This is a genomic window from Qipengyuania sp. SS22 (genome assembly GCF_025736935.1).
Taxonomy (GTDB): Bacteria; Pseudomonadota; Alphaproteobacteria; order Sphingomonadales; family Sphingomonadaceae; genus Qipengyuania.
Genome location: NZ_CP107048.1, coordinates 563,235 through 585,670, shown reverse-complemented (window position 1 = coordinate 585,670; position 22,436 = coordinate 563,235). Strand labels below are relative to the sequence as shown.

The 22,436-nt window shown below is 62.8% G+C and carries 21 protein-coding genes and 1 tRNA gene; 10 read left to right on the top strand and 12 right to left on the bottom strand.

The features are described from left to right. Positions 1-384 precede the first annotated feature (384 nt). The 6 genes from N6L26_RS02940 to N6L26_RS02915 form a co-directional block, all read right to left on the bottom strand. A tRNA-Met gene (locus tag N6L26_RS02940) sits at positions 385-461 on the bottom strand. Positions 462-529: 68 nt separating this feature from the next. Further along, on the bottom strand, positions 530-1,225 hold the full coding sequence (locus tag N6L26_RS02935) for a Crp/Fnr family transcriptional regulator (protein ID WP_263606566.1): 696 nt from the start codon (positions 1,223-1,225) through the stop codon (positions 530-532). Positions 1,226-1,252: 27 nt separating this feature from the next. Continuing rightward, entirely contained in the window at positions 1,253-1,783 is a 531-nt protein-coding gene (locus N6L26_RS02930; RefSeq protein WP_318173614.1) for a 2'-5' RNA ligase family protein, read from the bottom strand. Then, complete coding sequence (mltG, locus tag N6L26_RS02925; protein ID WP_263606564.1) at positions 1,780-2,751, bottom strand: endolytic transglycosylase MltG; 972 nt, start codon at positions 2,749-2,751, stop codon at positions 1,780-1,782. The genes N6L26_RS02930 and mltG overlap by 4 nt, the downstream gene beginning before the upstream one ends. A gap of 1 nt (position 2,752) precedes the next feature. After that, the gene (gene fabF / locus N6L26_RS02920; RefSeq protein ID WP_263606563.1) at positions 2,753-4,012 is read right to left on the bottom strand and encodes a beta-ketoacyl-ACP synthase II; all 1,260 of its coding nucleotides are present in this window, start codon (positions 4,010-4,012) and stop codon (positions 2,753-2,755) included. A 94-nt stretch (positions 4,013-4,106) separates the two neighbouring features. After that, on the bottom strand, positions 4,107-4,343 hold the full coding sequence (locus N6L26_RS02915) for an acyl carrier protein (RefSeq protein WP_006834437.1): 237 nt from the start codon (positions 4,341-4,343) through the stop codon (positions 4,107-4,109). A 156-nt stretch (positions 4,344-4,499) separates the two neighbouring features. Here N6L26_RS02915 and N6L26_RS02910 point away from each other — a divergent pair, with 156 nt between their 5' ends. After that, positions 4,500-4,931: a ferritin-like domain-containing protein gene (locus N6L26_RS02910; protein WP_263606562.1), complete on the top strand. Its 432-nt coding sequence runs from the start codon at positions 4,500-4,502 to the stop codon at positions 4,929-4,931. A gap of 91 nt (positions 4,932-5,022) precedes the next feature. On the opposite strand, the gene aspS is transcribed toward N6L26_RS02910, so the two are convergent. Both aspS and N6L26_RS02900 read right to left on the bottom strand, forming a co-directional pair. Continuing rightward, positions 5,023-6,840, bottom strand: a complete 1,818-nt coding sequence (gene aspS, locus N6L26_RS02905) for an aspartate--tRNA ligase (protein WP_263606561.1) — start codon at positions 6,838-6,840, stop codon at positions 5,023-5,025. Between the two features lie 120 nt (positions 6,841-6,960). Beyond that, entirely contained in the window at positions 6,961-7,818 is an 858-nt protein-coding gene (locus N6L26_RS02900; protein ID WP_263606560.1) for a cupin-like domain-containing protein, read from the bottom strand. Positions 7,819-8,026: 208 nt separating this feature from the next. Here N6L26_RS02900 and rnd point away from each other — a divergent pair, with 208 nt between their 5' ends. Both rnd and N6L26_RS02890 read left to right on the top strand, forming a co-directional pair. Further along, the gene (gene rnd / locus N6L26_RS02895) at positions 8,027-9,229 is read left to right on the top strand and encodes a ribonuclease D (protein ID WP_263606559.1); all 1,203 of its coding nucleotides are present in this window, start codon (positions 8,027-8,029) and stop codon (positions 9,227-9,229) included. A 108-nt stretch (positions 9,230-9,337) separates the two neighbouring features. Then, positions 9,338-10,234: a LysR substrate-binding domain-containing protein gene (locus tag N6L26_RS02890; RefSeq protein WP_263606558.1), complete on the top strand. Its 897-nt coding sequence runs from the start codon at positions 9,338-9,340 to the stop codon at positions 10,232-10,234. 39 nt (positions 10,235-10,273) lie between these two features. Here the strand turns inward: N6L26_RS02890 and drt4 are convergent, their stop codons facing one another. Both drt4 and pgsA read right to left on the bottom strand, forming a co-directional pair. Continuing rightward, entirely contained in the window at positions 10,274-11,950 is a 1,677-nt protein-coding gene (gene drt4 / locus N6L26_RS02885; protein ID WP_263606557.1) for an antiviral reverse transcriptase Drt4, read from the bottom strand. 483 nt (positions 11,951-12,433) lie between these two features. Beyond that, entirely contained in the window at positions 12,434-13,027 is a 594-nt protein-coding gene (gene pgsA / locus N6L26_RS02880; RefSeq protein WP_263606556.1) for a CDP-diacylglycerol--glycerol-3-phosphate 3-phosphatidyltransferase, read from the bottom strand. 113 nt (positions 13,028-13,140) lie between these two features. On the opposite strand from pgsA, the gene N6L26_RS02875 reads away from it, so the two are divergent. Further along, positions 13,141-14,478 carry an MFS transporter gene (locus N6L26_RS02875; RefSeq protein WP_263606555.1) on the top strand — a complete coding sequence of 446 codons (1,338 nt, stop codon included), beginning with the start codon at positions 13,141-13,143 and terminating at the stop codon, positions 14,476-14,478. 3 nt (positions 14,479-14,481) lie between these two features. Here the strand turns inward: N6L26_RS02875 and N6L26_RS02870 are convergent, their stop codons facing one another. After that, positions 14,482-14,676, bottom strand: a complete 195-nt coding sequence (locus N6L26_RS02870; RefSeq protein ID WP_263606554.1) for a hypothetical protein — start codon at positions 14,674-14,676, stop codon at positions 14,482-14,484. Positions 14,677-14,812: 136 nt separating this feature from the next. Between N6L26_RS02870 and N6L26_RS02865 the strand changes: the two genes are divergently transcribed. Beyond that, a complete protein-coding gene (locus N6L26_RS02865; RefSeq protein ID WP_263606553.1) occupies positions 14,813-16,480 on the top strand; it encodes a thiamine pyrophosphate-binding protein in 1,668 nt (555 codons plus the stop codon). Between the two features lie 12 nt (positions 16,481-16,492). Here N6L26_RS02865 and N6L26_RS02860 read toward each other — a convergent pair whose 3' ends face one another. After that, positions 16,493-16,900: an EVE domain-containing protein gene (locus N6L26_RS02860; RefSeq protein ID WP_263606552.1), complete on the bottom strand. Its 408-nt coding sequence runs from the start codon at positions 16,898-16,900 to the stop codon at positions 16,493-16,495. Between the two features lie 147 nt (positions 16,901-17,047). On the opposite strand from N6L26_RS02860, the gene N6L26_RS02855 reads away from it, so the two are divergent. The 5 genes from N6L26_RS02855 (at position 17,048) to N6L26_RS02835 (ending at position 22,425) form a co-directional block, all read left to right on the top strand. Further along, on the top strand, positions 17,048-18,724 hold the full coding sequence (locus N6L26_RS02855) for a putative bifunctional diguanylate cyclase/phosphodiesterase (protein ID WP_253516718.1): 1,677 nt from the start codon (positions 17,048-17,050) through the stop codon (positions 18,722-18,724). Positions 18,725-18,770: 46 nt separating this feature from the next. Next, entirely contained in the window at positions 18,771-19,580 is an 810-nt protein-coding gene (gene dapF, locus N6L26_RS02850; protein ID WP_263606551.1) for a diaminopimelate epimerase, read from the top strand. Beyond that, a complete protein-coding gene (locus N6L26_RS02845; RefSeq protein WP_263606550.1) occupies positions 19,577-20,752 on the top strand; it encodes a MiaB/RimO family radical SAM methylthiotransferase in 1,176 nt (391 codons plus the stop codon). Before dapF ends, N6L26_RS02845 begins: the two co-directional genes overlap by 4 nt. After that, positions 20,749-21,675: a signal recognition particle-docking protein FtsY gene (gene ftsY / locus N6L26_RS02840; RefSeq protein ID WP_263606549.1), complete on the top strand. Its 927-nt coding sequence runs from the start codon at positions 20,749-20,751 to the stop codon at positions 21,673-21,675. Before N6L26_RS02845 ends, ftsY begins: the two co-directional genes overlap by 4 nt. Before the next feature lie 87 nt (positions 21,676-21,762). Beyond that, positions 21,763-22,425 (top strand): inner membrane-spanning protein YciB, encoded by a 663-nt coding sequence (locus tag N6L26_RS02835; protein ID WP_263606548.1) that lies wholly within the window; start codon positions 21,763-21,765, stop codon positions 22,423-22,425. Positions 22,426-22,436 lie beyond the last annotated feature (11 nt).

Genomic DNA, 22,436 nt, shown 5'->3' with positions numbered 1-22,436 from the left:
ATTTCGGGCGCTGAGAAAGACGGGAGAAAAGCGCGTTTTGCGACGCGCTTCCACTTCGGTGACATCGCCAATGAACGGTATGGACCATCACTCATGATAGGACCTCCTCCCAGCAAGACTCACAAGATCACCTGACATTGTCAAGAATATACGCCAGCTAACCTGACATTAGGATCCCTCGAGAGACGCATAAAGCCCTCGATTCTTCATAAAACGCAGGCTCTTGCTGCCGTTGGGAAATCGCTCCCACGGTGTGTAGTTCTTCGGCCATAGGTCGCCGGCAATTTTGCGGGAGAAGGAAGCGTCAGGCGAGAAAAGGACGTGCGCCCTAAAAAGCTTCTGTAGCCATCGGTTGGATAGCCCGAGAACGGGTATCACGGGAATTGGTAGCGGAGGAGGGACTTGAACCCCCGACACGCGGATTATGATTCCGCTGCTCTAACCACCTGAGCTACTCCGCCCCATAGAGGCATGCCGGGGCGATAGCCCCCTCGGCAGGCGGCGCGTTTAGGGCGGTCCGCGATTGCGGTCAACCGCGCAAATGCGACTCGCCCGCGTTTTCTGCGGATGCTTGCGATGCCGCCTCGTTCATGCGCCGGACCTTGGCCGCCAGACCGCGGTTGAGCGCATGCGTCAGCGCGGTATCGACCTCGGGCACCGCGCGCGCATAATGCGCCAGCGCATCGCGGTCGAACGTCGCCACGCGGGTGCGTTCGGTCACGATAACCGTCGCCGAGGCAGTCTTGCCGGACACCAGGCTCATCTCGCCGAGGAACTCCTCCGGACCGCAGGTGCCCACGACCTTGCCGTCGCACTCTACCCGCGCCGCGCCGCGCGCGACATAGATCAGCGGTGGGTCGGGCTGGTTCTGTTTCATCAGCACCGCACCCTCCTCGACATCGCGCCATTCCATCAGGTCGCGCAAGCGCTGCTGGCGTCCGGGATCCTCGATGCCGAGCAGGCGCTGGAACAGGCTGGTTTCCTCTTCCAGCATCGCGCCACGCCGCGCACGGCGGCGCAGCACCGATATTTGCATGCCATTGATGATTAGGAAGACGGCGGCGATGATCGCCCAGCCGAGATGGTCGGCCAGCGCAAAATGCGCCAGCGCTGCAAGGCCGGCGACGAACATCGCATAGCGCAGCTGCCTGATCGTGGTCGCTGCCATCGCCGCGACCGCCAGCAGCGCCGCGATATAAGCCAGTATAGTGGCGATTTCGGCCATCCCCCGTCCCTTCGTAAAACAGGGCTCTTATGCCGCGCTCCGGCCCCTGAATGCAAATTCCTTTACCGCTTCCCACGGCCCGCCGCGATAGCGAAAGAGCGCAAGCCCGCAAAAGGCGAACGGTCGGGGCTCGATCGTGCCTGCGAGCGCCGCCTGCAGCGCCTTGGCCTCCTTGCTGGTGACCTTGTTCTGGATGGTGACGTGGAGGCGCGGGCGATGCTGGTCCTGCTGTGTCAGCATGCCGCGAAAATGGTCGGCGATCATGTCGCGCAGCGCGAGCATGTCGGGGCTGGAGAGCTTGATCGCAGTGCCGCCGCCGAGCGACATCAGCCCTTCGACTTGCCCCGCCACCGGCGCGAACTCACCCGCAAGCCGCTTGAGATAGGTACCGGCCTCCGCCTCGCACATGGCCGGCAGCGCGTGGAACAGCGTCACATGCGCGTCGAGGTAATTGCGCTCGGGCGGGAAATGCTCGGTTCGCAGCGCGGTGTACCGGGCGTGCAGGTCGCGCGGCAATTGCGCGGTCAGGATCAGCGGAGCGGCGTCTGCCGCGCTCACATTTCCCCGCGTCGGCGGCGGATCTCGAACCATTCGGCGACATTGCGATTATGCTCTTCGAGCGTCTCCGCAAAGGCGTGGCCGCCGGTGCCATCGGCAACCATATAGCGCGCGCTCGTTTCCGCCGGGTTCAGCACCGCCGCAATCGCTTCGCGCCCCGGATTGGTGATCGGCCCCTTGGGCAGACCGACCATGGTGTAGGTGTTGTAATCGTTGATCGCGGCGATTTCCGACTGGCGAATGCGCCGCCCCAGCGGCTTGCCCTTGGTCAGCGGGTAGATGATCGTCGGATCGGCCTGCAGCAGCATGCCGTCCTTCACGCGGTTGGAATACAGTCCGGCGACCATCTTGCGCTCGCGCGCGACGCCGGTTTCCTTCTCGACGATCGAGGCGAGGATGACCGCGTCCTTCACATTGTCGACCGCGATGTCCGGTGCGCGCTTGGGCCAGGCTTCGGCGAGATAGTTCTGCATCGCCGCCTGCATCCGCGCGAGCACCGCGCTGCGCGCCTCGCCGCGTTCGAAATCATAGGTATCGGGCAGCACCGAACCTTCGACCGGGACGGGGATTTCGCCAGTCAGGTGGTCTTCCGCCATCAGTCGTTCGTGGACCAGTACCGAGGGCAGGCCCTCGGGAATGGTGACAAAACGCCGGATCACCTCGCCATGCTGGAAGGTGTCCAGAATCTGCGCATTGCTCGCCCCGGCAGGCAGCAGGAACTCGCCCGCCATGATCGGGTCCGACGAGCCGAACAGCTTCGCGCGCAGCAGGAAGCCTTCGGGATTGGCAATCAGCCCCTCGTCACCGAGCTTGTCGGCAACCGAAGTCAGGCTGGCCCCCGACGGGACGATAAAATTGGTATCTTCCTCGACCTCGGCGGTGCCCCACCAGCCCGACAGAAACCAGATCGCCCCGATGGCGAGAACCAGCGCGAGGACGCCTGCGATGAGGCACCCGGCCTTTTTCACATCAATCGACCTGTTTGAGGATCAGCGATGCATTGGTGCCGCCGAACCCGAAGCTGTTGTTGAGCACCGCTTTCACTTCGCGCTGCTTGGCCTGCTTGGGAACCAGGTCGACGCCTTCGGTGCCCTCATCGGGATTGTCGAGATTGAGCGTGGGCGGAACGATCTGGTCGCGGATCGCAAGGATGCAGAAGATCGCCTCAACCGCACCGGCGCCGCCCAGAAGGTGCCCGATGGCGGATTTGGTGCTGCTCATCGATGCACCGCCCAAATCGTCGCCGAGCACGCGCTTGACCGCGCCCAGTTCGATCGTGTCGGCCATGGTCGACGTGCCATGCGCGTTGACGTAATCGATATCGGCAGCGGTCAGGCCCGCTTTCTTGAGCGCCATCCGCATCGCCAGCTCGGCGCCCTTGCCTTCGGGATGCGGTGCCGTGACGTGATAGGCATCGCCCGACAGGCCATAGCCGACCACTTCGGCATAGATCGTCGCGCCGCGTGCCTTGGCGTGTTCGTATTCCTCGAGCACCACCACGCCCGCGCCCTCGCCCATGACGAACCCGTCGCGGTCCCTGTCATAGGGGCGGCTGGCTTCGGTGGGGCGGTCGTTCATGCTCATGTTGAGCGCGCGCGCCTGTGCGAAGCCGGCCACGCCCAGCGGGTTGATGGTGCCTTCGGCCCCGCCCGCCAGCATCACGTCGGCATCGTCGAGCGCGATCATCCGCGCGGCATCGCCGATCGAGTGCGCGCCGGTGGAGCACGCAGTCACCACCGCGTGGTTGGGCCCCATCAGGCCGTATTTGATCGAGACCTGGCCCGAGATGAGATTGATCAGCCGCCCGTGGACGAAGTGCGGCGACACACGGCCGGGGCCGCGTTCGTGCAGCACGATGCTTTCTTTCTCGATTCCCGGCAGACCGCCGATGCCCGAACCGATCGAGACGCCGGTGCGCAGCTTGAGCTCGTCGTCCATTTCATCGAGGCCGGCGTCTTCAAGCGCCTGGCCCGCGGCATCGATGCCATAGATGATGAACGGATCGACCTGTCGCTGGACCTTGTGGTCGACACGCTTGTCGGGGTCGAAGCCGAACTCGTGGTCCTTGGGCTTGACCTCGCAGGCGATGGTGCATTTCTGCCCCTCGGTGTCGAAGCGCGTGATTTGCGCGGCTCCGCTCTTGCCCGCGATCAGGTTCTTCCATGAAGTCTCCACGTCACCGCCCAGGGGGGTGACGAGGCCAAGTCCGGTTACGACCACACGACGCATGTAATTCTCCGCAGATAAGACAACAGGCCCGGCCCGCTATGGGGTCGGGCCTGTCCGGTCCCGCATATAGTGCGGGATTCGAAAAGCGCGAGGCTTAGCCCTTGTGCTCTTCGATATACTTGGTCGCGTCGCCGACGGTGGTGATCTTCTCAGCCGCATCGTCAGGGATTTCCACGCCGAATTCCTCTTCGAAGGCCATGACCAGCTCGACGATGTCGAGGCTGTCCGCACCGAGATCGTCGATGAAGCTGGCTTCCTGGGTGACCTTGTCGGCCTCGACGCCGAGGTGCTCGACGACAATTTTCTGCACGCGGTCGGCAGTATCGCTCATTTGTGTCCCTCTCAAATTTGGGGGTTTCTGAATTGCCAATCGCCCTAATCAACGGAGCGGCGCAGCGCAAGGGCAACTCGCCGTGTAGCCCGGACCCAAACGCGTTGCGATTGATTTCCTCTACATAGCACACGCTGTAAAAAGGGAAACAAAACAATGGCTAGCACCGTTTTCAAGAGCCTTACCGATACCACTTTCGATTCGGTCGAAGGCTATCGCCAAGCGGCTGAAACCGCGAACAGTCCGCAGCTCACGCAAGCCTTGCAGCAGCGCGGCCAGCAACGCGGTCAGACGCTCCAGCAAATGAACGCCGAATTGCAGCGCCAGGGTGAGGAACTGGTCACCAAGGGTACGCTGACCGGCGAAGCCCACCAGATGTGGCAGAGCGTCACCGCTGCCTTCAAGAACGACGACGAAGCCGCCTCCGAGCGCGTCGAGGAAGGCGAGGACTACATCAAGAACAAATTCCAGCAGGCGCTCGAAAGCGATCAGCTCGACGTGCAGGAACGCGCGGTGGTGCAGCTGGCATACAGTGAGATTTGCGCAGGCGAACGCTTCGGCGACTTCGCCGCCAAGCAGTTCGACTGACAGGTCCTGAAATCACGAGGAAAGGGCGCGGGAGCAGGTCCCGCGCCCTTTTTCGTTCGCGCTGCACAGCCTGTCGCCGTGCGCTTGCGGGTCAGTCGCCCGCGTGGTCGACGCGGGTCGCCTCTGCCCCCTGGGGCTTGGGCGCATCGACGGTCCGAATATGCACGTCGCGCAGCTGGCGCGGGCCGACGAGGTTGGGCGCGCCCATCATCAGGTCCTGTGCCTTCTGGTTGAGCGGGAAGGCGATCACTTCGCGAATGTTCGGCTCGTCGGCGAGCAGCATCACGATCCGGTCGATCCCCGGGGCAGAGCCGCCATGCGGCGGTGCGCCAAGCTTGAATGCCTCGATCATACCGCTGAAGTTCTCGTCGACGTCCGCTTGGCTGTAACCCGCCAGTTCGAACGCCTTGTACATGATGTCCGGGCGGTGGTTCCGGATCGCGCCCGAGGAGAGCTCGTAACCGTTGCAGACGATGTCGTACTGCCAAGCGAGGATATCGAGCGGGTCCTTGGTTTCCAGCGCTTCCATCTCGCCCTGCGGCATCGAGAAGGGGTTGTGGCTGAAATCGACCTTCTTGAGCTCTTCGTCATATTCGAACATCGGGAAGTCGACGATCCAGCAGAACTTGAAGCAGTCTTCCTCGATCAGGTTCAGTTCCTCGGCCACGCGAGTGCGTGCGGCGCCGGCCAGCTTGGCGGCGTCCTTTTCCTTGCCCGCAGCGAAGAACAGGCCGTCGTTCTCGCCCAGACCCAGCTCGGCATAGAGCTTTTCCATGCCTTCGGTGCCGTGGTTCTTGGCGATCGGGCCGCCGAACTCGCCGCCTTTGCGCGTGACATAGCCCAGCCCGGCGAACCCTTCGCGGCGCGCCCAGTCGTTCATCTCGTCGAAGAACTTGCGGCTCTTTTCGTTGGTATTCGGTGCGGGGATCACGCGCACGCGGCCACCGCCACCCACGATTTTCTCGAACAGGCCGAACCCGCTCTTCTCGAAGTGGCTGGTGACATCGCTGATGATCAGCGGGTTGCGCAGATCGGGCTTGTCGGAGCCATACTTGAGCATCGCTTCGGCATAGGGGATGCGCGGGAACTCGCCTGCGGGCGTCACGCTCTTGCCGCCCGAAAATTCCTCGAACACACCGGCCAGCACGGGCTCGATCGCCTGGAACACGTCTTCCTGCGTGACGAAGCTCATCTCGAAATCAAGCTGGTAGAACTCGGGGCTGCGGTCGGCGCGCAGGTCTTCATCGCGGAAACACGGCGCGATCTGAAAATAGCGATCGAAACCGGCAACCATCAGCAACTGCTTGAACATCTGCGGCGCCTGCGGGAGCGCGTAGAAGCGGCCCGGGTGCAGGCGGCTGGGCACGAGGTAGTCGCGCGCACCCTCGGGGCTGGAAGCGCCCAGGATCGGCGTCTGGAATTCGCTGAAGCCCTGATCGGTCATCCGGCGGCGCAGCGAGGTAATGACCTTGTTGCGCAGCATGATGTTGGCGTGGACGCGCTCGCGCCGCAGGTCGACGAAGCGGTATTTGAGGCGCGTCTCTTCGGGATAATCCTCGGCCGAATTGACGATCAGCGGGAGATCGTCCGCACGGCTCTGCACATTTACCGCGTGGGCGAAAACCTCGATCGCCCCGGTCGGCAGGTTCGGGTTTACCGCGGCATCGGCGCGCGCCTTGACCACGCCATCGATGGTGACGACCGATTCCAGCTTGAGCTTGTCGAGGATCGGCAGCGCCTCGCTGTCCTCGTCGGCAACGATCTGGGTGATGCCATAATGGTCGCGCAGATCGACGAACAGCACGCCGCCATGATCGCGCTTGTTATGCACCCAGCCCGACAGGCGAACGGTATCGCCGACATTGTCCTTGGTTAGCGCGGCGCAGGTATGGGTACGATAGGCGTGCATCTAAAGCTCGATCTTTCTGCCGGAGATTGGTTGGAACCGCGCGCGCATCCGGGCGCCGCACGAGAGCGCGCCCCTAACAGCCACCAAGGGCCGTTTTGTCAAGATTTCTCTGGGTCCGGGCTAGGCGAGTCGCGCCCGGCGCAAGGCGCGCAGCGTGCCGGCGCGCATCCACGGGCGCACCCCCGGCTCGGGCGCCCTCACCCCGCAGCGCGCGAGCAGGCCGTTCATCGCCCACGCATCGTCCTGCAGCAGACTGCTGTGCGAACGCCAGGTAACCGAAAGCGAGATTGACGGTTCGTCCCCGACCGTCACCGTGTGCGGCGCCTTGAAGGGAACGTGGAGCGCATCGCCCGGGGCAAGGTCGAAGGGCCAGCCCTGCGCGGCCAGTTCGGGCCGCCATTCGAGCAGATTGTCGCCGCTGCGGTGGAAGCGTTCATTGTCCGACCGGGACGGCAAGCCGCAGGATAGCGGCAGGATGGTGAACCGTTTGCGGCCGCTGATCTGGAACAGGATATTGTATTCCGGATCGAAATGCAGCGGGGTGACGAGCCCCGGCGAGCTGATGAACAGGAACGCGGTGGGTTTGACGATCGCGCCGGTCCGCGTTTCGACCACCGGCGCGACTGCCTGCAGGATATCGGCGACGAGCGGCGCGAAATCGGGCCATCTGTCCAGCTCTCGCAGCATGATCCAGCGCTTCTTGCCCTCGAGCCCATGCACCATGGGCCGCAGATCCGCCGGATACTTGGGCAATATGCGGAAGCGCTGCTGCGGCGTATCCTCGCGTATCTCGATCAGCGCGCGATCGGCTGCCGCGATGGTATCGGCAAGGCGCGACCAGTCGAAGCACGGTTCGATCTCGAGCCTGTGCGAAAGCAGGTGCGCGGCATCGGGATAGGCCCGCCACAGCGGCGCGCGGTCGAAGCCGGGCGTGGCTGCGACGGCATCGAAAGCATGCTGGAATTCCATGCGGGACATGGGGTGCACCATGGCACCCAAGCGTTAAGACCGTCTTGACCGGACTTGCGGCAGGTCTAAAGCGGCGCGCATCGCGACGGTGCATAGGTGCCGCCGAACGATTGCGGGCCACGCCAGACGCGCTAGCCTGAACCTGCGGGACAAGCCCGCAACTCGATGGGCCCCGGCCCGGGGGCGGCACTCCGCCCGACAGAAACGAAAAGATACGATGAAAATACACGAACTTATTACCGAGACTGCACCGCTGGCCGAACTGTGCGAGCGACTGGCGAAAAGCGATTTCGTCTGCGTCGACACCGAATTCATGCGCGAGAACACCTATTGGCCCGAGCTGTGCCTGGTGCAGATCGGCAATGAGGAAGAGGCCGCGGCGATCGATCCGCTGGCCGATGGCATCGACCTCACCCCGCTATGGGACCTGATGTGCGACAATGACGAGGTGCTCAAGGTCTTCCATGCCGGCGGGCAGGACGTCGAGATCGTCTATAATTTCACCGGCAAGACCCCGCAGCCGATCTTCGATACGCAGATCGCGATGATGGCGATCAGCCAGTCGGAACAGATCGGTTATGCCAATCTGGTCGAAAGCTGGCTGGGCCTGACGATCGACAAGGGCGCGCGCTTTACCGACTGGGGCCGCCGTCCGCTAACCGAACGGCAGATCGAATATGCGATCGGCGATGTCACCCATCTGGCGGACATCTTCCCGCGCATCCTCAAGAAGCTGATGAAGACCGGCCGCGGCGTATGGCTCGATGCCGAAATGGAAAAGCTGGCCGATCCGGCGAATTACGCCAATGACGCCGATATCGCGTGGAAGCGCATCCGCTCGCCGGGACGGAACCCGGCAGTACTCGGACGCCTCAAGGCGCTGGCCGCCTGGCGCGAGAGCGAGGCGCAGCACAAGAACATTCCGCGCGGACGTATCATGCGCGACGAGACGCTGGCCGATATTGCCAGCCACCCGCCCAAGAAGCAGCCCGACCTGATCAAGGTCCGCGGCCTGTCGAATGCATGGAAAGACAACGACATCGGCAAACGACTTCTCAAGGTGCTCGACAAGGCCGAACCGCTGCCGAAGGAGGAAATGCCCGACAAGCCCAAGCGCGGTGCGCCGCTGGGCAAGGAAGGCGCGCTGGTCGCCGATTTGCTCAAGCTGCTGCTCAAGATCCGCGCACGCGAGATCGACGTCGCCTCGCGGCTGCTGACCAAGGCCGACGAGATGGAAGCGCTCGCCGCGGGAGCGCGCGACCTCAAGATCCTGACCGGCTGGCGTTACGAAGTGTTCGGCAAGGATGCGCTCGAACTGGTCGAAGGCCGGCTGGCTTTCGCGGTCAAGGACGGCCGCCTGCTGATGACCCATGTCGATGAACTGCACGCCGGCATGGTCGAAGCGCAGGCAGCGGAATAAAACGCAAATAGTCATTGCGAGCGGCGCAGCCGCGCGGCAATCCAGTGCCGAGTTTACTGGATTACCGCGTCGCCTGCGGCTCCTCGCAATGACGGATATGGGTTAGAAATGTCCACCTACCTCCCCACGCTCAAGCAGCTCCAATATCTCGTCGCGCTCCACGAGCACGGCCATTTCGGGCGCGCGGCGGAGGCCAGCTTCGTGTCGCAATCGACTCTGTCGGCGGGCATTCGCGAGCTTGAATCGCTGCTAGGCGTGACGCTGGTCGAGCGCAGCCGCCGCGTGGTGCGCTTCACCGCGCTGGGCAACCAGGTGGTCGACAAGGCGCATCGCATCCTGCGCGAGGCGGAGGAACTGGCCGATCTGGTGCAGGCGGCGGGCAAACCGCTGGCGGGCCAGCTGCGGATGAGCGTGATCCCCACGATCGCACCGTTCCTGCTGCCGCGCTTTCTCCCGCGCCTGCGCCGCGAACGACCCGACCTCGAACTGCTGCTGCGCGAGGAAACCAGCCACGACGCGGTCGAATCGCTCCAGCACGGCCGCGTCGATTGCGTGCTGCTCGCGCTGCCCTTCGCCACCGGCGAGGTGGAAAAGGCGCATATCGCCGATGACGAACTCTACGTCGCCTTCCCCAAGGACGACCCGCGCGATCCGCCCGACTTCGTGCCCCCGAGCATGATCGACGAGGGACGGCTTCTCTTGCTCGAGGACGGCCACTGCCTGAAGGACCACGCGCTGGCCGCGTGCAACCGGCCCGAAATGCGCGCCAGCGCGACGATGATCGGCACCAGCCTGCATACGCTGGTGCAGATGGTCGATAACGACCTCGGCCTGACCATGCTGCCCAAGATGGCGGTCGATGCGGGGATCCTCAACGGGACCGACGTGGTCGCCCGCCCGCTCAAATCAAAGAACGCCACCCGCGAAATCGCGCTGATCTGGCGCAAGAACTCGCCAAGGCGTGCGGATTTCGAACTGCTGGCCGAGGAATTGCGCGCGGGTTAGGCGGGGCGGCATTCAGCCGGACTGAATGGGGATGCTCATCTAGAAAGGTGGATCCCCAAAGATTTTCGCAGCGTAATTGGACGCGCGACGCCCAAAGTCTTCATGATCGAAATCTATGAATGACACACCACTTTCCTTCAAGGCGGTGAAAACGTCGTTGTCATCCTCTACTGCGTATGGCGGTTCCTCAATAACGCCATCGAAGAATAATTGATAGAGCGGAAGCCAGACGCGGTCCACGTCATAATCAGTTAGCCGCTCATCCTTTCGTTCGTCTTTGAATCTATTCGCCCAGTCTGCAAACTCCCGAAGGGGACGTTTGCGCTTCTTTGCGTATACATATCCCATGAGAACAACCACAGGGTCATCCGCTTCCAGACAGCGTTTAGGAAGGTCTTCTTGGGCCTGAGCGCTCAACTGCAATAGGTAGTAAATGCACCAGACAATATTGTCTGATTGAGCAAGGGCGAACGACCTGTCCAGCAGCTTGAGTACCCTGCTCTCCACGCGCTGTTCGACGCGGCGATCGGCGGAGGCTACTCGAGGCAGCCAGCGTTGGATTAGCGGAATAATAGTTGGAAAATAATATGCGTAACGTAGCAGCGCATCTTCAAAGTATCTTTCGGCAGCTTCATCGTCTGCGCCGACGCCTTCATTCTCGATGCCGATCTCAATGATTGCCGAGAATGCGTACTTTATGACGCTGCCATCGGGAAATTCTTTACTTAGCGTAACGGCTTTATCGATGATCAACTTCAGTTGCCTGAATTTTAGTTTCGCACGCGTGCCTCCTTCGTCCGCGCCCGCCTCGTCATCGACGCCGAGGAATAGGTTTATGTCTGTGACCCAATCGTCGCGATTGAGTACGGGCATTTGAGAGACAAAGGTCTTTTTCAAGTTTAGGGTAAGAGCGTAACTCTGTAATCCACGAGAAAGATTTATTAGAAATTGGTCGGCCTGATCTCGACTATCCACGTACGCGGTATAATCGTCGATATATCGGGTAAAATGATACTTACCACGCAGCTCCTCATCTACCCTGTATAAAATGACCTCGCTCAAAATAGTTGACGTCGCAGGACCGATTGGCATTCCTTTTGTCTCGCCACGTTGACACAGAGTAATGGCCTTATCTATTTTGTTATACCAAATCCCGCTACTCTTGTGTTGCTTTGCCTCGTCGTGACCCACAAGCGCCCATGGCAGGGAATGACTATAAACGCTGTGATAAAAGTTGTTGATGTCCGTCTTGATGCGATAGTTTTTCCCAAAATCAGCCAAGGGGTCCTGATCTTCGATTTCTCCATCTGCCGAAACATGGTCGTACCGATGCACGACGATTCGGCCATCGTCATGCAGACCGAACTCCAACTGCGAGTTAGGGCTCTGACAAACTTGTGAGATTTCATTCCAATGTTCGGCGATGACGGTCACGAGTTCAGCATAGGCCCTGGGATGAGGGATACCCATTATCCGAGGGATGTTGGGGTGCCGCGTCCTTCGGAAGGGCAGCAAATCATACCCACCTTTCCAACGAGCTTTAATTTCGATCAACTTCGCGACAATCTCAGGCGTGAACAGGTTCGAATTGAAAATCGGTGGGAGCTCTTCCTTGTGGTCGTGCTGCCGTGGCAAGTAGTTGTGTTGGAGGAGAGCCTTTCGGACAGCCTCTTTATCTAGGCCATTTAGGTTCGCTTCAGAATTCAATGCAGTCATGCGAACTCCTGGACATTTTCATCGGTCTCGCAGCAGCTTATTCTAAGCAATATCGATCAACCAGAGGCAAGTCGCGACACCGTCGTTCTTGGTCACAACTTAGGCTGTTCAACAGGCCAATTCCACGGCTAATTTTGGACGAGGCGCACCGCATCAAGAGGGGTGCGAGAGGTCTGCATGGGCGAGCGGTGCTCGATCTCGCCTAGAACCGTGCAGATGATCCTGCGTGCCTACATAAGGCACTCATCCCCGGGAGAACTCGATAAAGGAATGACTGCTTGCTCCTCCCTCGCAGCCAAAACCGGTCGGTCTCCTTACGGCCCAACCCCAGACATTTCCTACTCGCCCGCGCTCCGCTAGAATCCCGCCCGCTCTTTCTCGCCGTCGAACCAGCCCGATCCCGCCCCTCGCGCACCACTCCGTTTTTTGCGCATGGACCGTGTAACACCCGGTCCATGTCTACAGAGTGGCCGAGGGCGAATCCTAATCCATGTGCTTGAGGCCGACCCGCAGGTAATCCCATCCGGTGATCACCGTCAGCACCGCCGCCGCCCACAGCGTGGCGAGGCCGACGGTATGCGGGATGTTCGCTTCGACGGCGCCGATCATCGTGGTCCATTGCGGCAGGCCCTGGCCGAGGATCAGCGCCCCCAGCGCGACCATCTGGAAGGTCGTCTTCCACTTGGCTAGCCGGCTCACCGGGACCGAGACCTGCAGCGGGCCGAGAAACTCGCGCAGGCCCGAAACGGCGATCTCGCGCATCAGGATGATCAGTCCGGCCACGACATGCATGTCGCCGACATAGGGCCCGCGCAGCACGCCCTGCGCGGCCAGCACGAGGATCACCGCGGCGACCATGATCTTGTCCGCGATCGGATCGAGGAAAATGCCCAGCTTCGATACGGTGCCGCTGGTGCGCGCCAGATAGCCGTCGAAGTAATCGGTGATGCCCATTAGGCAGTAGAGGCCGAAGGCTAACAGGAAACCCGTTTCCCAGCTGGGCCACCACAGGAACCAGGCGAGCAGCGGGATCGCGAAAATACGCGACAGTGTCAGCATGTTGGGTAGCGTCAGCATCGTGGCGCCAGCCCTAGCGGCAATCGTCCCGTCGCAAAAGCCGCTGTGTGCCCTTGTCCGCCACCGCGATGGCACTAGACTTGGGCCACAAATGGGTTTCTGCCCGGGGGGTCATGCTTACATCCACGCATTTGCTGCGGCGCCGGCGGTTCCTGCCGCTGTTCGTGACGCAGCTGTTCAACGCCTTCAACGACAATCTCTACAAGACCACCATGGTCCTGTTCGTCGTTTACGCGGTCTATAATGATGAGACGACAGAGGCAGGCTTCAGCGGTCTCGCCTCGGCGCTGTTCATCCTGCCGTTCTTTATCCTGTCCGCGCTGGCGGGCCAGCTTGCCGACATGCGCGACAAGGCGAAGATCATCCGCACGGTGAAGCTGTGCGAGATCGGGCTGATGATGATCGGCGCGGCGGGCCTCTACATGGCGTGGCAGGGCATCATGGTGCAGACGGTAGCGATCCCGCTGCTGCTGCTCGCGCTGTTCCTGACCGGGGTGCAGTCCACCTTCCTCGGGCCGATCAAATACGCGATCCTGCCGCAGCACCTGAAAAAAGAGGAGGTGCTGGCAGGGACCGGACTGGTCGAGGCCGGGACCTATATCGCCATTCTGGCCGGCACGATCATCGCCGGACCGCTGGCGGTGGAGCATACCGGCTGGGCCGCGATTGGCATTATCGTGACCGCCTGCATCGGCTATTTCGTGAGCCGCCAGGTGCCCCCCGCCCCGCCCATGGGCGAGATCGAGAAGCTCGACTGGCATATCCTGCGCGCCTCGGCGAAGCTGGTGCGCGATACGATGCACAATCCGGAAGTCTATTACGCGATCCTCGCGATCAGCTTCTTCTGGACCATCGGTGCGGTGCTGTTCATCCAGTTCCCGCCGCTGGCCAAGAACACGATCATGGCCAGCCCCGAAGTGGCCAGCCTGTTCCTGGTGGTGTTTTCGGTCGGCGTGGCGATCGGATCGGTAGCGGTCAATGCGCTGCTCAAGGGCCGCGTTTCCGCGCGTTTTGCACCCGCATCGGTGATCGCGATGGGCATGTTCGTGGTCGCCTTCTACGTCGTGGCGAAGCTGTGGGAGGCGGACCAGCCGACCAGCCTGCTGGGGGTGAGCGAGTTCCTCGCCTGGCCGATGGCGGCGGTGCTGCTGCTGTGCCTGCTGGGCATTTCGGTTGCGGGCGGAATGTTCGTGGTGCCGCTCTACGCCTTCCTCACCACGCGCGTGTCACCCGACAAGGCCTCGCGCACGATCGCGGCGAACAATATCGTCAATTCGGGCGCGATGGTGGGCGGGTCGCTGGTGGCGATGGGCATGAGCGCGATCGGGGTGCCGATTACCGAACAGATCCTGCTCTGCGCAGCGATGTGCCTGGTATCCGCGTGGCTTGCACGCAGGCTGATCGCGGCGGAGAACCACGCGGCGGCCGAAGCCGCAGCCGCCGGCGCTTAAGCACTACACGATAAAGGCAAACACCGCGGCGAGCGTGGCGAAATAGGTCGTCGCGACGCCGCGCACATCGTCGCTGGTCAGGCGCCAGTCGAGTGTCCCGCTGGCGGGAAGATCGGAGAACGCAGCACGTCGCTGCGGCAGGCTTGCCCGGAACCAGTGGCGGGCGGCTTCACTCGATAGGACCAGGGCGCGTCGCATAGGCCCTTGTTAACACTTTCTTAACCTTTTGGAACCGCTTTTGGCCCAACTGTCCCCGACTGGAACGGCGCGCGAGGAAATTAACGATTGAGGCGGCAATTGCGCCGCTTCATCAGGCGGGCTAACCGCAACAATCATGCAAGCGCCCAACACCCCGCCCGCCGCCCGACTGCTCGTCGATTGCCTTGTCGAACAGGGCTGCGACCGCATCTTCACCGTGCCGGGAGAAAGCTTCCTCCAGGTGCTCGACGGTCTCGGCCAACAGGACGCGATCGACGTGGTGACCTGCCGGCAAGAGGGCGGCGTCGCCTTCATGGCGTGTGCCGATGGCGCGATGACGGGCCGCCCCGGCGTGGCTTTCGTCACGCGCGGTCCGGGGGCGACCAATGCCAGCATCGGCGTGCATGTCGCGATGCAGGATTCGCAGCCGATGATCCTGTTCGTCGGCGATGTCGATAGCGAGATGCGCGACCGCGAAGGCTTCCAGGAAGTCGATTTCGCGACGTTCTTCGGACCGATCGCGAAATGGGCGGCACGCATCGATTCCGCCGAGCGGATCCCCGAATATATCGCGCGCGCCTATGCCACCGCGATCTCGGGGCGGCCCGGACCGGTGGTGCTGGCCTTGCCCGAAGACATGCTGAGCCGCGATACCTCCGCCAAGCCTCGCCCACGGGTCGAACGTCCGGCGCAGGCGCCCTGCCCCGATGCGATGCAGGCGATGATGGCACTGATTGCCGATGCCGCTGCGCCCATGGCGATTATCGGCGGCGCTGGCTGGAACGCCAAGGCCCGCGCGCATTTCCAGCTCTTCGCCGAACGGCTCGGCATTCCGGTGGCGACCGCTTTCCGCCGCCAGGACGCGATTTCACCCGCAAGCGCGGTCTATGCCGGTAATCTCGGTTACGGGCCCAACCCCGCGCTGGTCGAACGGGTCAAACAGGCCGACTTGATCCTCGCGATCGGGGCGCGGCTGGGGGAAGCGACCACCGATGGCTACACCGTTCCGCCGGTAACCGCGCCCGAACGAAAGCTGGTCCACGTCCATCCCGATGCAAACGAGCTCAACCGCGTCTACCCCGCCGATCTCGCCATCTGCGCCAGCATGGATGAATTCGCGGAAAGCGCCGCGCTATGGGATGACGGCGAAACGATCGACTTCGATGCCGGGGCCGAGGCGCATGCCGAATGGGAAAGCTGGGCAACCGCGCACCCCAACGACCATGCGCTCGATATGGGGCAGACCGTCCAGTTCATGCGCGATACGCTGCCCGCCGATACGATAATCTGCAACGGCGCGGGCAATTTCGCGGGCTGGTGGCATCGCTTCTGGCGTTACGACGGCTACCCGACGCAGCTCGCCCCCACCTGCGGCGCGATGGGCTACGGGGTTCCCGCAGCGATCGCTGCGGCGATGCGGTACCCGCAACGCACCGTGGTCGCCGTTGCAGGCGATGGCGACTTCCTGATGAACGGGCAGGAACTGGCCACCGCAGTCCAGCATGGCGTCAATCTGCTGGTTATCGTGGTCGACAATTCGGCTTACGGCACGATCCGCATGCACCAGGAACGCGAATTTCCCGGCGAGGAGCGGATCAGTGGCACCCGCCTCGCCAATCCCGACTTCGCCGCGCTTGCCGAAGCCTTCGGCGGCTGGTCGGCGCGCGCTGCGACGACCGAGGAGTTCAAGCATGCGCTGGTCGATGCGCAGGGCCGCGGCGGTGTGCGGCTGATCCACTGCACCATCGATATCGAGCAGCTCGCCGCCAGCGGCGCCAGTATCAGCGGGCTGCGCGGACGCTAGCGGCTCGGGCGGCTAGATCCCCGCCATCGAGCAGATCACCGACCATTCGTCGGGCTTGATTTCGGCCACCGAGAGGCGCGAGAGCCGGACCAGTTCGCAATCCGCCAGCTTGGGTTCGGCCTTGATCTGTTTCAGCGTGACCGGATGCGGCAGCTTGGTTTTCGGTTTGACCTTCACCGCAGCCCACTTGCCTTCAGGATCGGTCGGGTCGGTAATGCCCGCGACGCTGACTTCGCAGATACCGACGATCTCCAGCCCTTCGCGCGAATGGTAGAAGAACGCCTGGTCGCCCACTTCCATCGCCGCGAGATTGTTCTTGGCCCGGTGGTTGCGCACCCCGTCCCACGTGCCTTCCTTCTCGGCGATGAGATCGTCCCAGCCATATTTGAAGGGTTCGGATTTCAACAGCCAGTAACGCATCGGGGAACCTGCTCCGTCAATTCTTCTCGGGTCCCCAGCGGGTAGCGCGTGCCGCCCGAAGTGACCACCCCACCGCAGTCCCCGGTTAACCTGTTTTTAGGCGGCATTGCCTAAGCAAGCGCTGCAGCTAAAACTCAGGGGGCGGGCTTGACCGCGAAAACTGCCAAGACACATGAGGATCGACGCACGCAAGCGGGCAGGAAACCTGCGCCACGCGAACGTGACTTCGTCACTCTCGGGATCGCCTTTGCGGCGATTATCCTGTTCGTGGGGACGGCTGGCGTCGTCCTGCCCGACCTGATCAAGGCATGGACCGGCAAAGAAGCCTCGCCCGACACTGCATTAACCAATGCCCTGCTGCTCAATATCGCGCTGATCCTGCTCGGCTGGCAACGCTACAAGGCACTGTCCGACGAACTGGACACGCGCCGCGCATCCGAGGAAGAAGCGCGCCGCCTGGCCGATCTCGACCATCTGACCGGGTGCCATAACCGCCGCAGCTTCACCACTGCGCTGGGCGATCTGCTCAACGATCTCGAGCGCCGCGAACAGGCGCTGGCGGCGATTGCCGTCGATCTCGACAATTTCAAACAGGTCAACGACCTTCACGGCCACCAGGCTGGCGACGAAGTGTTGCGCACGACCGCAGCGCGCATCCAGCGCCTGCTGCCCGACGGCGGTATCCTCGCGCGGCTCGGCGGCGACGAATTCGTCTGCGTCGTGCCCTATCACCCGCAGGTCCCCGACCGGGTCGACCAGCTTGCCACGCGGATGATCGAACAGGTCGCGCGGCCGGTTCCCTACGGGGATTCGCCGGTCGATGTGACCATGTCGATCGGCATCGCCTCGAGCACACAGATCGAAGATATGCGCCACGGCACGACGTCGGCGCAGAAGCTGATGCACAAGGCGGATATCGCGATGTATCACGCGAAGAAGCAGGGCAAGAACCGCTTCTACTGGTTCGAACCGCCGATGGAAAACGAGCTGCGCTTCCGCAACGAGCTCGAAGCGGGAATCCGCAAGGGCATCGCCAATGGTGAGTTCCGCCCTTACTACGAACAGCAGGTCGATCTTGAATCGGGCAAGCTGGTCGGCTTCGAAATGCTCGCCCGGTGGGAATCGCCTGAAATGGGCGTCGTCGGACCCGATATCTTTATCCCGATTGCCGAGGAAATCGGCGTCATCGGCGAAATGAGCGAAGCGCTGATCGCACGCGCCTTCGAAGACGCCAAGGAGTGGGATTCGCAGCTCACCCTTGCGGTCAATATCTCCCCCGTGCAGATGCGGGATCCATGGTTCGCCCAGAAATTGCTCAAGCTGCTCGTGCGGCACAATTTCCCCGCCAACCGGCTGGATATCGAGATCACCGAAAGCTGCCTGCACGAAAACGTCGGTATGGTCCGCTCGATGATCAGCAGCTTGCGCAACCAGGGTGTCGGGGTCAGTCTCGACGACTTCGGCACCGGCTATTCGAGCCTGTCGCAACTGCGCAGCCTGCCCTTCGACCGTCTCAAGATCGACCGCACCTTCATTTCCGAGCTCAAGCAGGAAGAACACGGAGAAAAGCTGGTCGATGCGATCCTTGCGATGAGCGACGGGCTCAAGCTGCCCGTCACCGCCGAAGGGATCGAGAACGAAGTCGTGCTCGAGGCGCTCAAGCGGATGGGCAAGATGAAGGGCCAGGGCTATCACTATGGTCGCCCCGAACCCGCCGGGCTGGTCCTCGAGCGGCTGAGCCGGCAGGACCTGCTCGCCAAGGACAAGCTCGACAATGTCACCGAGGTCGATTTCACCGCGCAGGGTAGCAAGCGCGCCGGCTGACACGGCACTGGACGCTGCGGCGGCGAGTGCATAGATGCGCCGCACGATGCGTGTCGATTTCATCAAGATGCACGGCCTGGGCAACGACTTCGTCGTGCTCGACGCCCGCACGCGTACCCTCCCCGCGATCGGCGCGCCTGTTGCCCGCGCGCTGGCCGATCGCCGGACCGGGATCGGCTGCGACCAGCTGATCCTGCTCGAGCCGAGCACCACGGCCGATTTCCGCATGCGCATCTTCAACCAGGACGGCACCGAGGTTGGCGCCTGCGGCAATGCCAGCCGCGCGGTCGCGCTGCTCCATGGCGCTGCGGCCAAAGTGGAGACAGCGGGCGGCGTGATCGCGGTCGAACCCAGCGGCATGGGCGCCAGCGTCGACATGGGCGAGCCGCGCTTCGACTGGGACGCGATCCCGCTCGCTTATGGCATGGACACCTCGGTCATGCCGGTCGGCTGGGACGGCCTCGACCAGCCCGGCGCGGTCAATGTCGGCAATCCGCATGTGATCTTCTTTGTCGAGGATGCCGGCGCGGTGCCGCTCGAAACCATCGGCCCGCAGATCGAGACCGATCCGCTGTTTCCCGAGCGCGTGAACGTCAATGTCGCGACAATCCTCGACCGCGAGCATATCCGGCTGCGCGTTTGGGAACGCGGTGCCGGGATCACGCGCGCCTGCGGCACGGGCGCCTGCGCAACCGCCGTGCACGCCATGCGGCGCGGTCTGGTCGAACGCGAAGTGACCATCACCCTGCCCGGAGGCGATCTCGTCATTGCATGGGGCGAAGACAATCGCATCCGCATGACCGGTCCCGCTGCGGAGGCCTATCGCGGCAATTTCGAATGGGGTGATTTCGCGTGAGCGAGGCGCAGGTTATCTCGCTCGGCTGCCGGTTGAACATTTCCGAAAGCGAACAGATCCGCGCCATGCTGGCGCAGGAACGCGACCTCGTGGTGGTCAATAGCTGCGCAGTGACCAGCGAGGCGGTGCGCCAGACGCGGCAGGCGATCCGCCGCGCGCGGCGGGCACATCCCGACGCGCGCCTGCTGGTGACCGGCTGTGCCGCCGATATCGAACGCGACCAGCTCGCCGCCATGCCCGAGGTCGACGGGCTCGTCGCCAATACTGCCAAGCTCGATGCACGCGCCTGGAACGTCCCCGCCGAAACACCCGCCATCCCGCAGGACCGCACCCGGGCCTTCATCGCGGTGCAGAATGGCTGCGACCATGCCTGCACCTTCTGCGTCATTCCGCAGGGTCGCGGGCCGAGCCGATCGCTGACCATCGCGCGAGTGTTGGCCGAGGTCGAACGCCATCTGATCCACGGCGCGCCCGAGGTGGTGCTGACGGGCGTCGATGTGACCTCGTGGGGTCACGATCTGCCCGATAAGCCACCGCTGGGCGAACTGGTCCGCGCGGTGCTCGATCGCTTCCCCGAGTTGGGGCGCCTGCGCATGTCCTCGCTCGACGGGATCGAGATCGACCCGCTGCTGTTCGATATCTTCGCCAGCGAACAGCGGCTGATGCCGCATCTGCACCTCTCGCTGCAACATGGGCACGATCTGATCCTCAAGCGCATGAAGCGCCGGCATTTGCGCGGCGATGCAATTGCGCTGGTAACGCGGCTGAAGGAGCGCCGTCCCGATATTGCCATCGGTGCGGACCTCATTGCGGGCTTCCCGACCGAGACCGAGGAGCATCACGCGGCCAATCTGGCGATCATCGAGGAATTGCAGATCGTCCACGGACATATCTTCCCCTATTCGCCCCGTCCCGGCACGCCTGCCGCGCGTATGCCGCAAGTCGAGCGCGAAACCGTCAAGCGCCGCGCCGCCGAACTGCGCACGCTTGCCAAGGCGACCCGCGACGGCTGGCTCGCGTCGCTCGTCGATAAGCCGCATAGCGTCCTCGCCGAGCGCGATACGACGGGCTACACCCCGCACTTCGCCCGCGTGGCAGTGCCCGAAGGCACACCCGCCGGGACGATCGCCTCCGTGACGCCGACGCAAATCGAGAATGGCCTGCTGCAATGAATGACACATCGAGCTGGAGCGACCGGCTGTTCGGGGGCTTCCGCAAGACCTCCGAGAAACTGACGAGCAACCTGACCGAAGTCGTCGGCACTGCGAAACTCGACGATGCAACACTCGACGATGTCGAGGATGCACTGATCCTGTCGGACCTCGGTCCGGCGGCAGCCGCGCGGATCCGGACCAAGCTGGCCGAAAAACGCTTCGGGCTCGAGATAACCGAGCGCGAGCTGAAAGAAGCGGTCGCGGAGGAAATCGCTGCGATCCTGCGTCCGGTGGCCAAACCGCTCGAGATTACCGCCTTCCCGCGCCCCCAGGTGCTGCTGGTGATCGGCGTCAATGGCAGCGGCAAGACGACCACGATCGCCAAGCTCGCGCATCTATTCCAGGAAGACGACTACGCCGTCATGCTGGCGGCGGGCGATACGTTCCGTGCCGCTGCCATCGGCCAGCTGGCGACCTGGGCCGACCGCGTGGGCGTTCCCATCGTACGCGGCCCAGAAGGCGGCGACCCCGCCAGTATCGTGTTCGACGCGGTCAAGAAGGCGACCGAGATCGGCACCGATGTGCTGATCGTCGACACCGCCGGGCGGCTGCAGAACAAGCGCGAGCTGATGGACGAGCTGGCCAAGATTCGGAAGGTACTCGGCCGCCTCAATCCCGAAGCGCCGCATGACGTCGTGCTCGTGCTCGACGCTACCAATGGGCAGAACGCGCTCAACCAGATCGATGTGTTCAAGGAAGTCGCGGGGGTCACCGGCCTGGTGATGACCAAGCTCGACGGCACCGCCCGCGGCGGGGTGCTGGTGCAGGCGGCAGAGCAATACGGCCTGCCGATCCATGCGATCGGTGTGGGCGAAAAGATCGACGACCTGCGCCCGTTCGATCCCGATCTCGTGGCGCGCGTGATCGCGGGTGTGGCCTAGTTCAGCCCCTCGTCATTGTGAGCAGGCGAAGGCGAACCCGATATTTCCGCGCGATTGCGCTGCACGTAATGACTGACTGAGAGAATGATGAGCGAAACCGACAGCACCACCGCGGCCAAGCCGAAGCCCAAGACGGGCTGGCTCAACATCCTCGTCGATTATGGCCCGCTGCTGGTCTTCCTCGGCGTGTACAAGTTCTACCAGCCGCCCGAGACCTCGACCTTTGGCGAGATCGCGGCGGTGATCTACGGCACAATCGCCTTCATGGTCGCAGCGGTGACCGCGCTGGTCTTCAGCAAGTTCAAATTCGGCCATGTCAGCCCGATGCTGATCCTCTCGACCGCGCTGATCGTCGGCTTTGGCGGGCTGACCATCTGGCTGCAGGACGAAAGGTTCATCCAGATCAAGCCGACCGCGATCTACCTGCTGTTCGGCGTGCTGCTGATCGGCGGGTGGCTCCGCGGCAAGGCGCTGCTGCAGATCCTGCTCGAGGCTGCTTTCGAGGGCCTCGACCGTGAAGGCTGGCTCAAGCTGTCGCGCAATTGGGGGCTGTTCTTCTTCTTCATGGCCGCGCTGAACGAGGTCCTGCGCATGCAACTGGACTTCGAAAGCTGGCTGTGGGCGAAGCTATGGGTGTTCATGCCGATCAGCTTCCTGTTTACCTTCACCCAATTGCCCATGCTGCTGAAGCACGGATTGGCGCTAGAGGACCGGGACGAGGTGGTGAAGGACGAACCGCCGACTGCTTAGATTGGGTTCAA

Excerpts from the sequence above, each read along its gene's own strand:
- N6L26_RS02870 (WP_263606554.1), bottom strand. The coding sequence starts at position 14,676 with ATGCGACGCGCCCTGGTCCTATCGAGTGAAGCCGCCCGCCACTGGTTC.
- dapF (WP_263606551.1), top strand. The coding sequence starts at position 18,771 with ATGCGTGTCGATTTCATCAAGATGCACGGCCTGGGCAACGACTTCGTC.
- pgsA (WP_263606556.1), bottom strand. The coding sequence starts at position 13,027 with ATGCTGACGCTACCCAACATGCTGACACTGTCGCGTATTTTCGCGATC.
- N6L26_RS02910 (WP_263606562.1), top strand. The coding sequence starts at position 4,500 with ATGGCTAGCACCGTTTTCAAGAGCCTTACCGATACCACTTTCGATTCG.
- aspS (WP_263606561.1), bottom strand. The coding sequence starts at position 6,840 with ATGCACGCCTATCGTACCCATACCTGCGCCGCGCTAACCAAGGACAAT.
- N6L26_RS02835 (WP_263606548.1), top strand. The coding sequence starts at position 21,763 with ATGAGCGAAACCGACAGCACCACCGCGGCCAAGCCGAAGCCCAAGACG.
- N6L26_RS02860 (WP_263606552.1), bottom strand. The coding sequence starts at position 16,900 with ATGCGTTACTGGCTGTTGAAATCCGAACCCTTCAAATATGGCTGGGAC.
- N6L26_RS02890 (WP_263606558.1), top strand. The coding sequence starts at position 9,338 with ATGTCCACCTACCTCCCCACGCTCAAGCAGCTCCAATATCTCGTCGCG.
- ftsY (WP_263606549.1), top strand. The coding sequence starts at position 20,749 with ATGAATGACACATCGAGCTGGAGCGACCGGCTGTTCGGGGGCTTCCGC.
- N6L26_RS02915 (WP_006834437.1), bottom strand. The coding sequence starts at position 4,343 with ATGAGCGATACTGCCGACCGCGTGCAGAAAATTGTCGTCGAGCACCTC.
- fabF (WP_263606563.1), bottom strand. The coding sequence starts at position 4,012 with ATGCGTCGTGTGGTCGTAACCGGACTTGGCCTCGTCACCCCCCTGGGC.
- N6L26_RS02900 (WP_263606560.1), bottom strand. The coding sequence starts at position 7,818 with ATGTCCCGCATGGAATTCCAGCATGCTTTCGATGCCGTCGCAGCCACG.
- N6L26_RS02875 (WP_263606555.1), top strand. The coding sequence starts at position 13,141 with ATGCTTACATCCACGCATTTGCTGCGGCGCCGGCGGTTCCTGCCGCTG.
- drt4 (WP_263606557.1), bottom strand. The coding sequence starts at position 11,950 with ATGACTGCATTGAATTCTGAAGCGAACCTAAATGGCCTAGATAAAGAG.
- N6L26_RS02935 (WP_263606566.1), bottom strand. The coding sequence starts at position 1,225 with ATGGCCGAAATCGCCACTATACTGGCTTATATCGCGGCGCTGCTGGCG.
- rnd (WP_263606559.1), top strand. The coding sequence starts at position 8,027 with ATGAAAATACACGAACTTATTACCGAGACTGCACCGCTGGCCGAACTG.
- N6L26_RS02865 (WP_263606553.1), top strand. The coding sequence starts at position 14,813 with ATGCAAGCGCCCAACACCCCGCCCGCCGCCCGACTGCTCGTCGATTGC.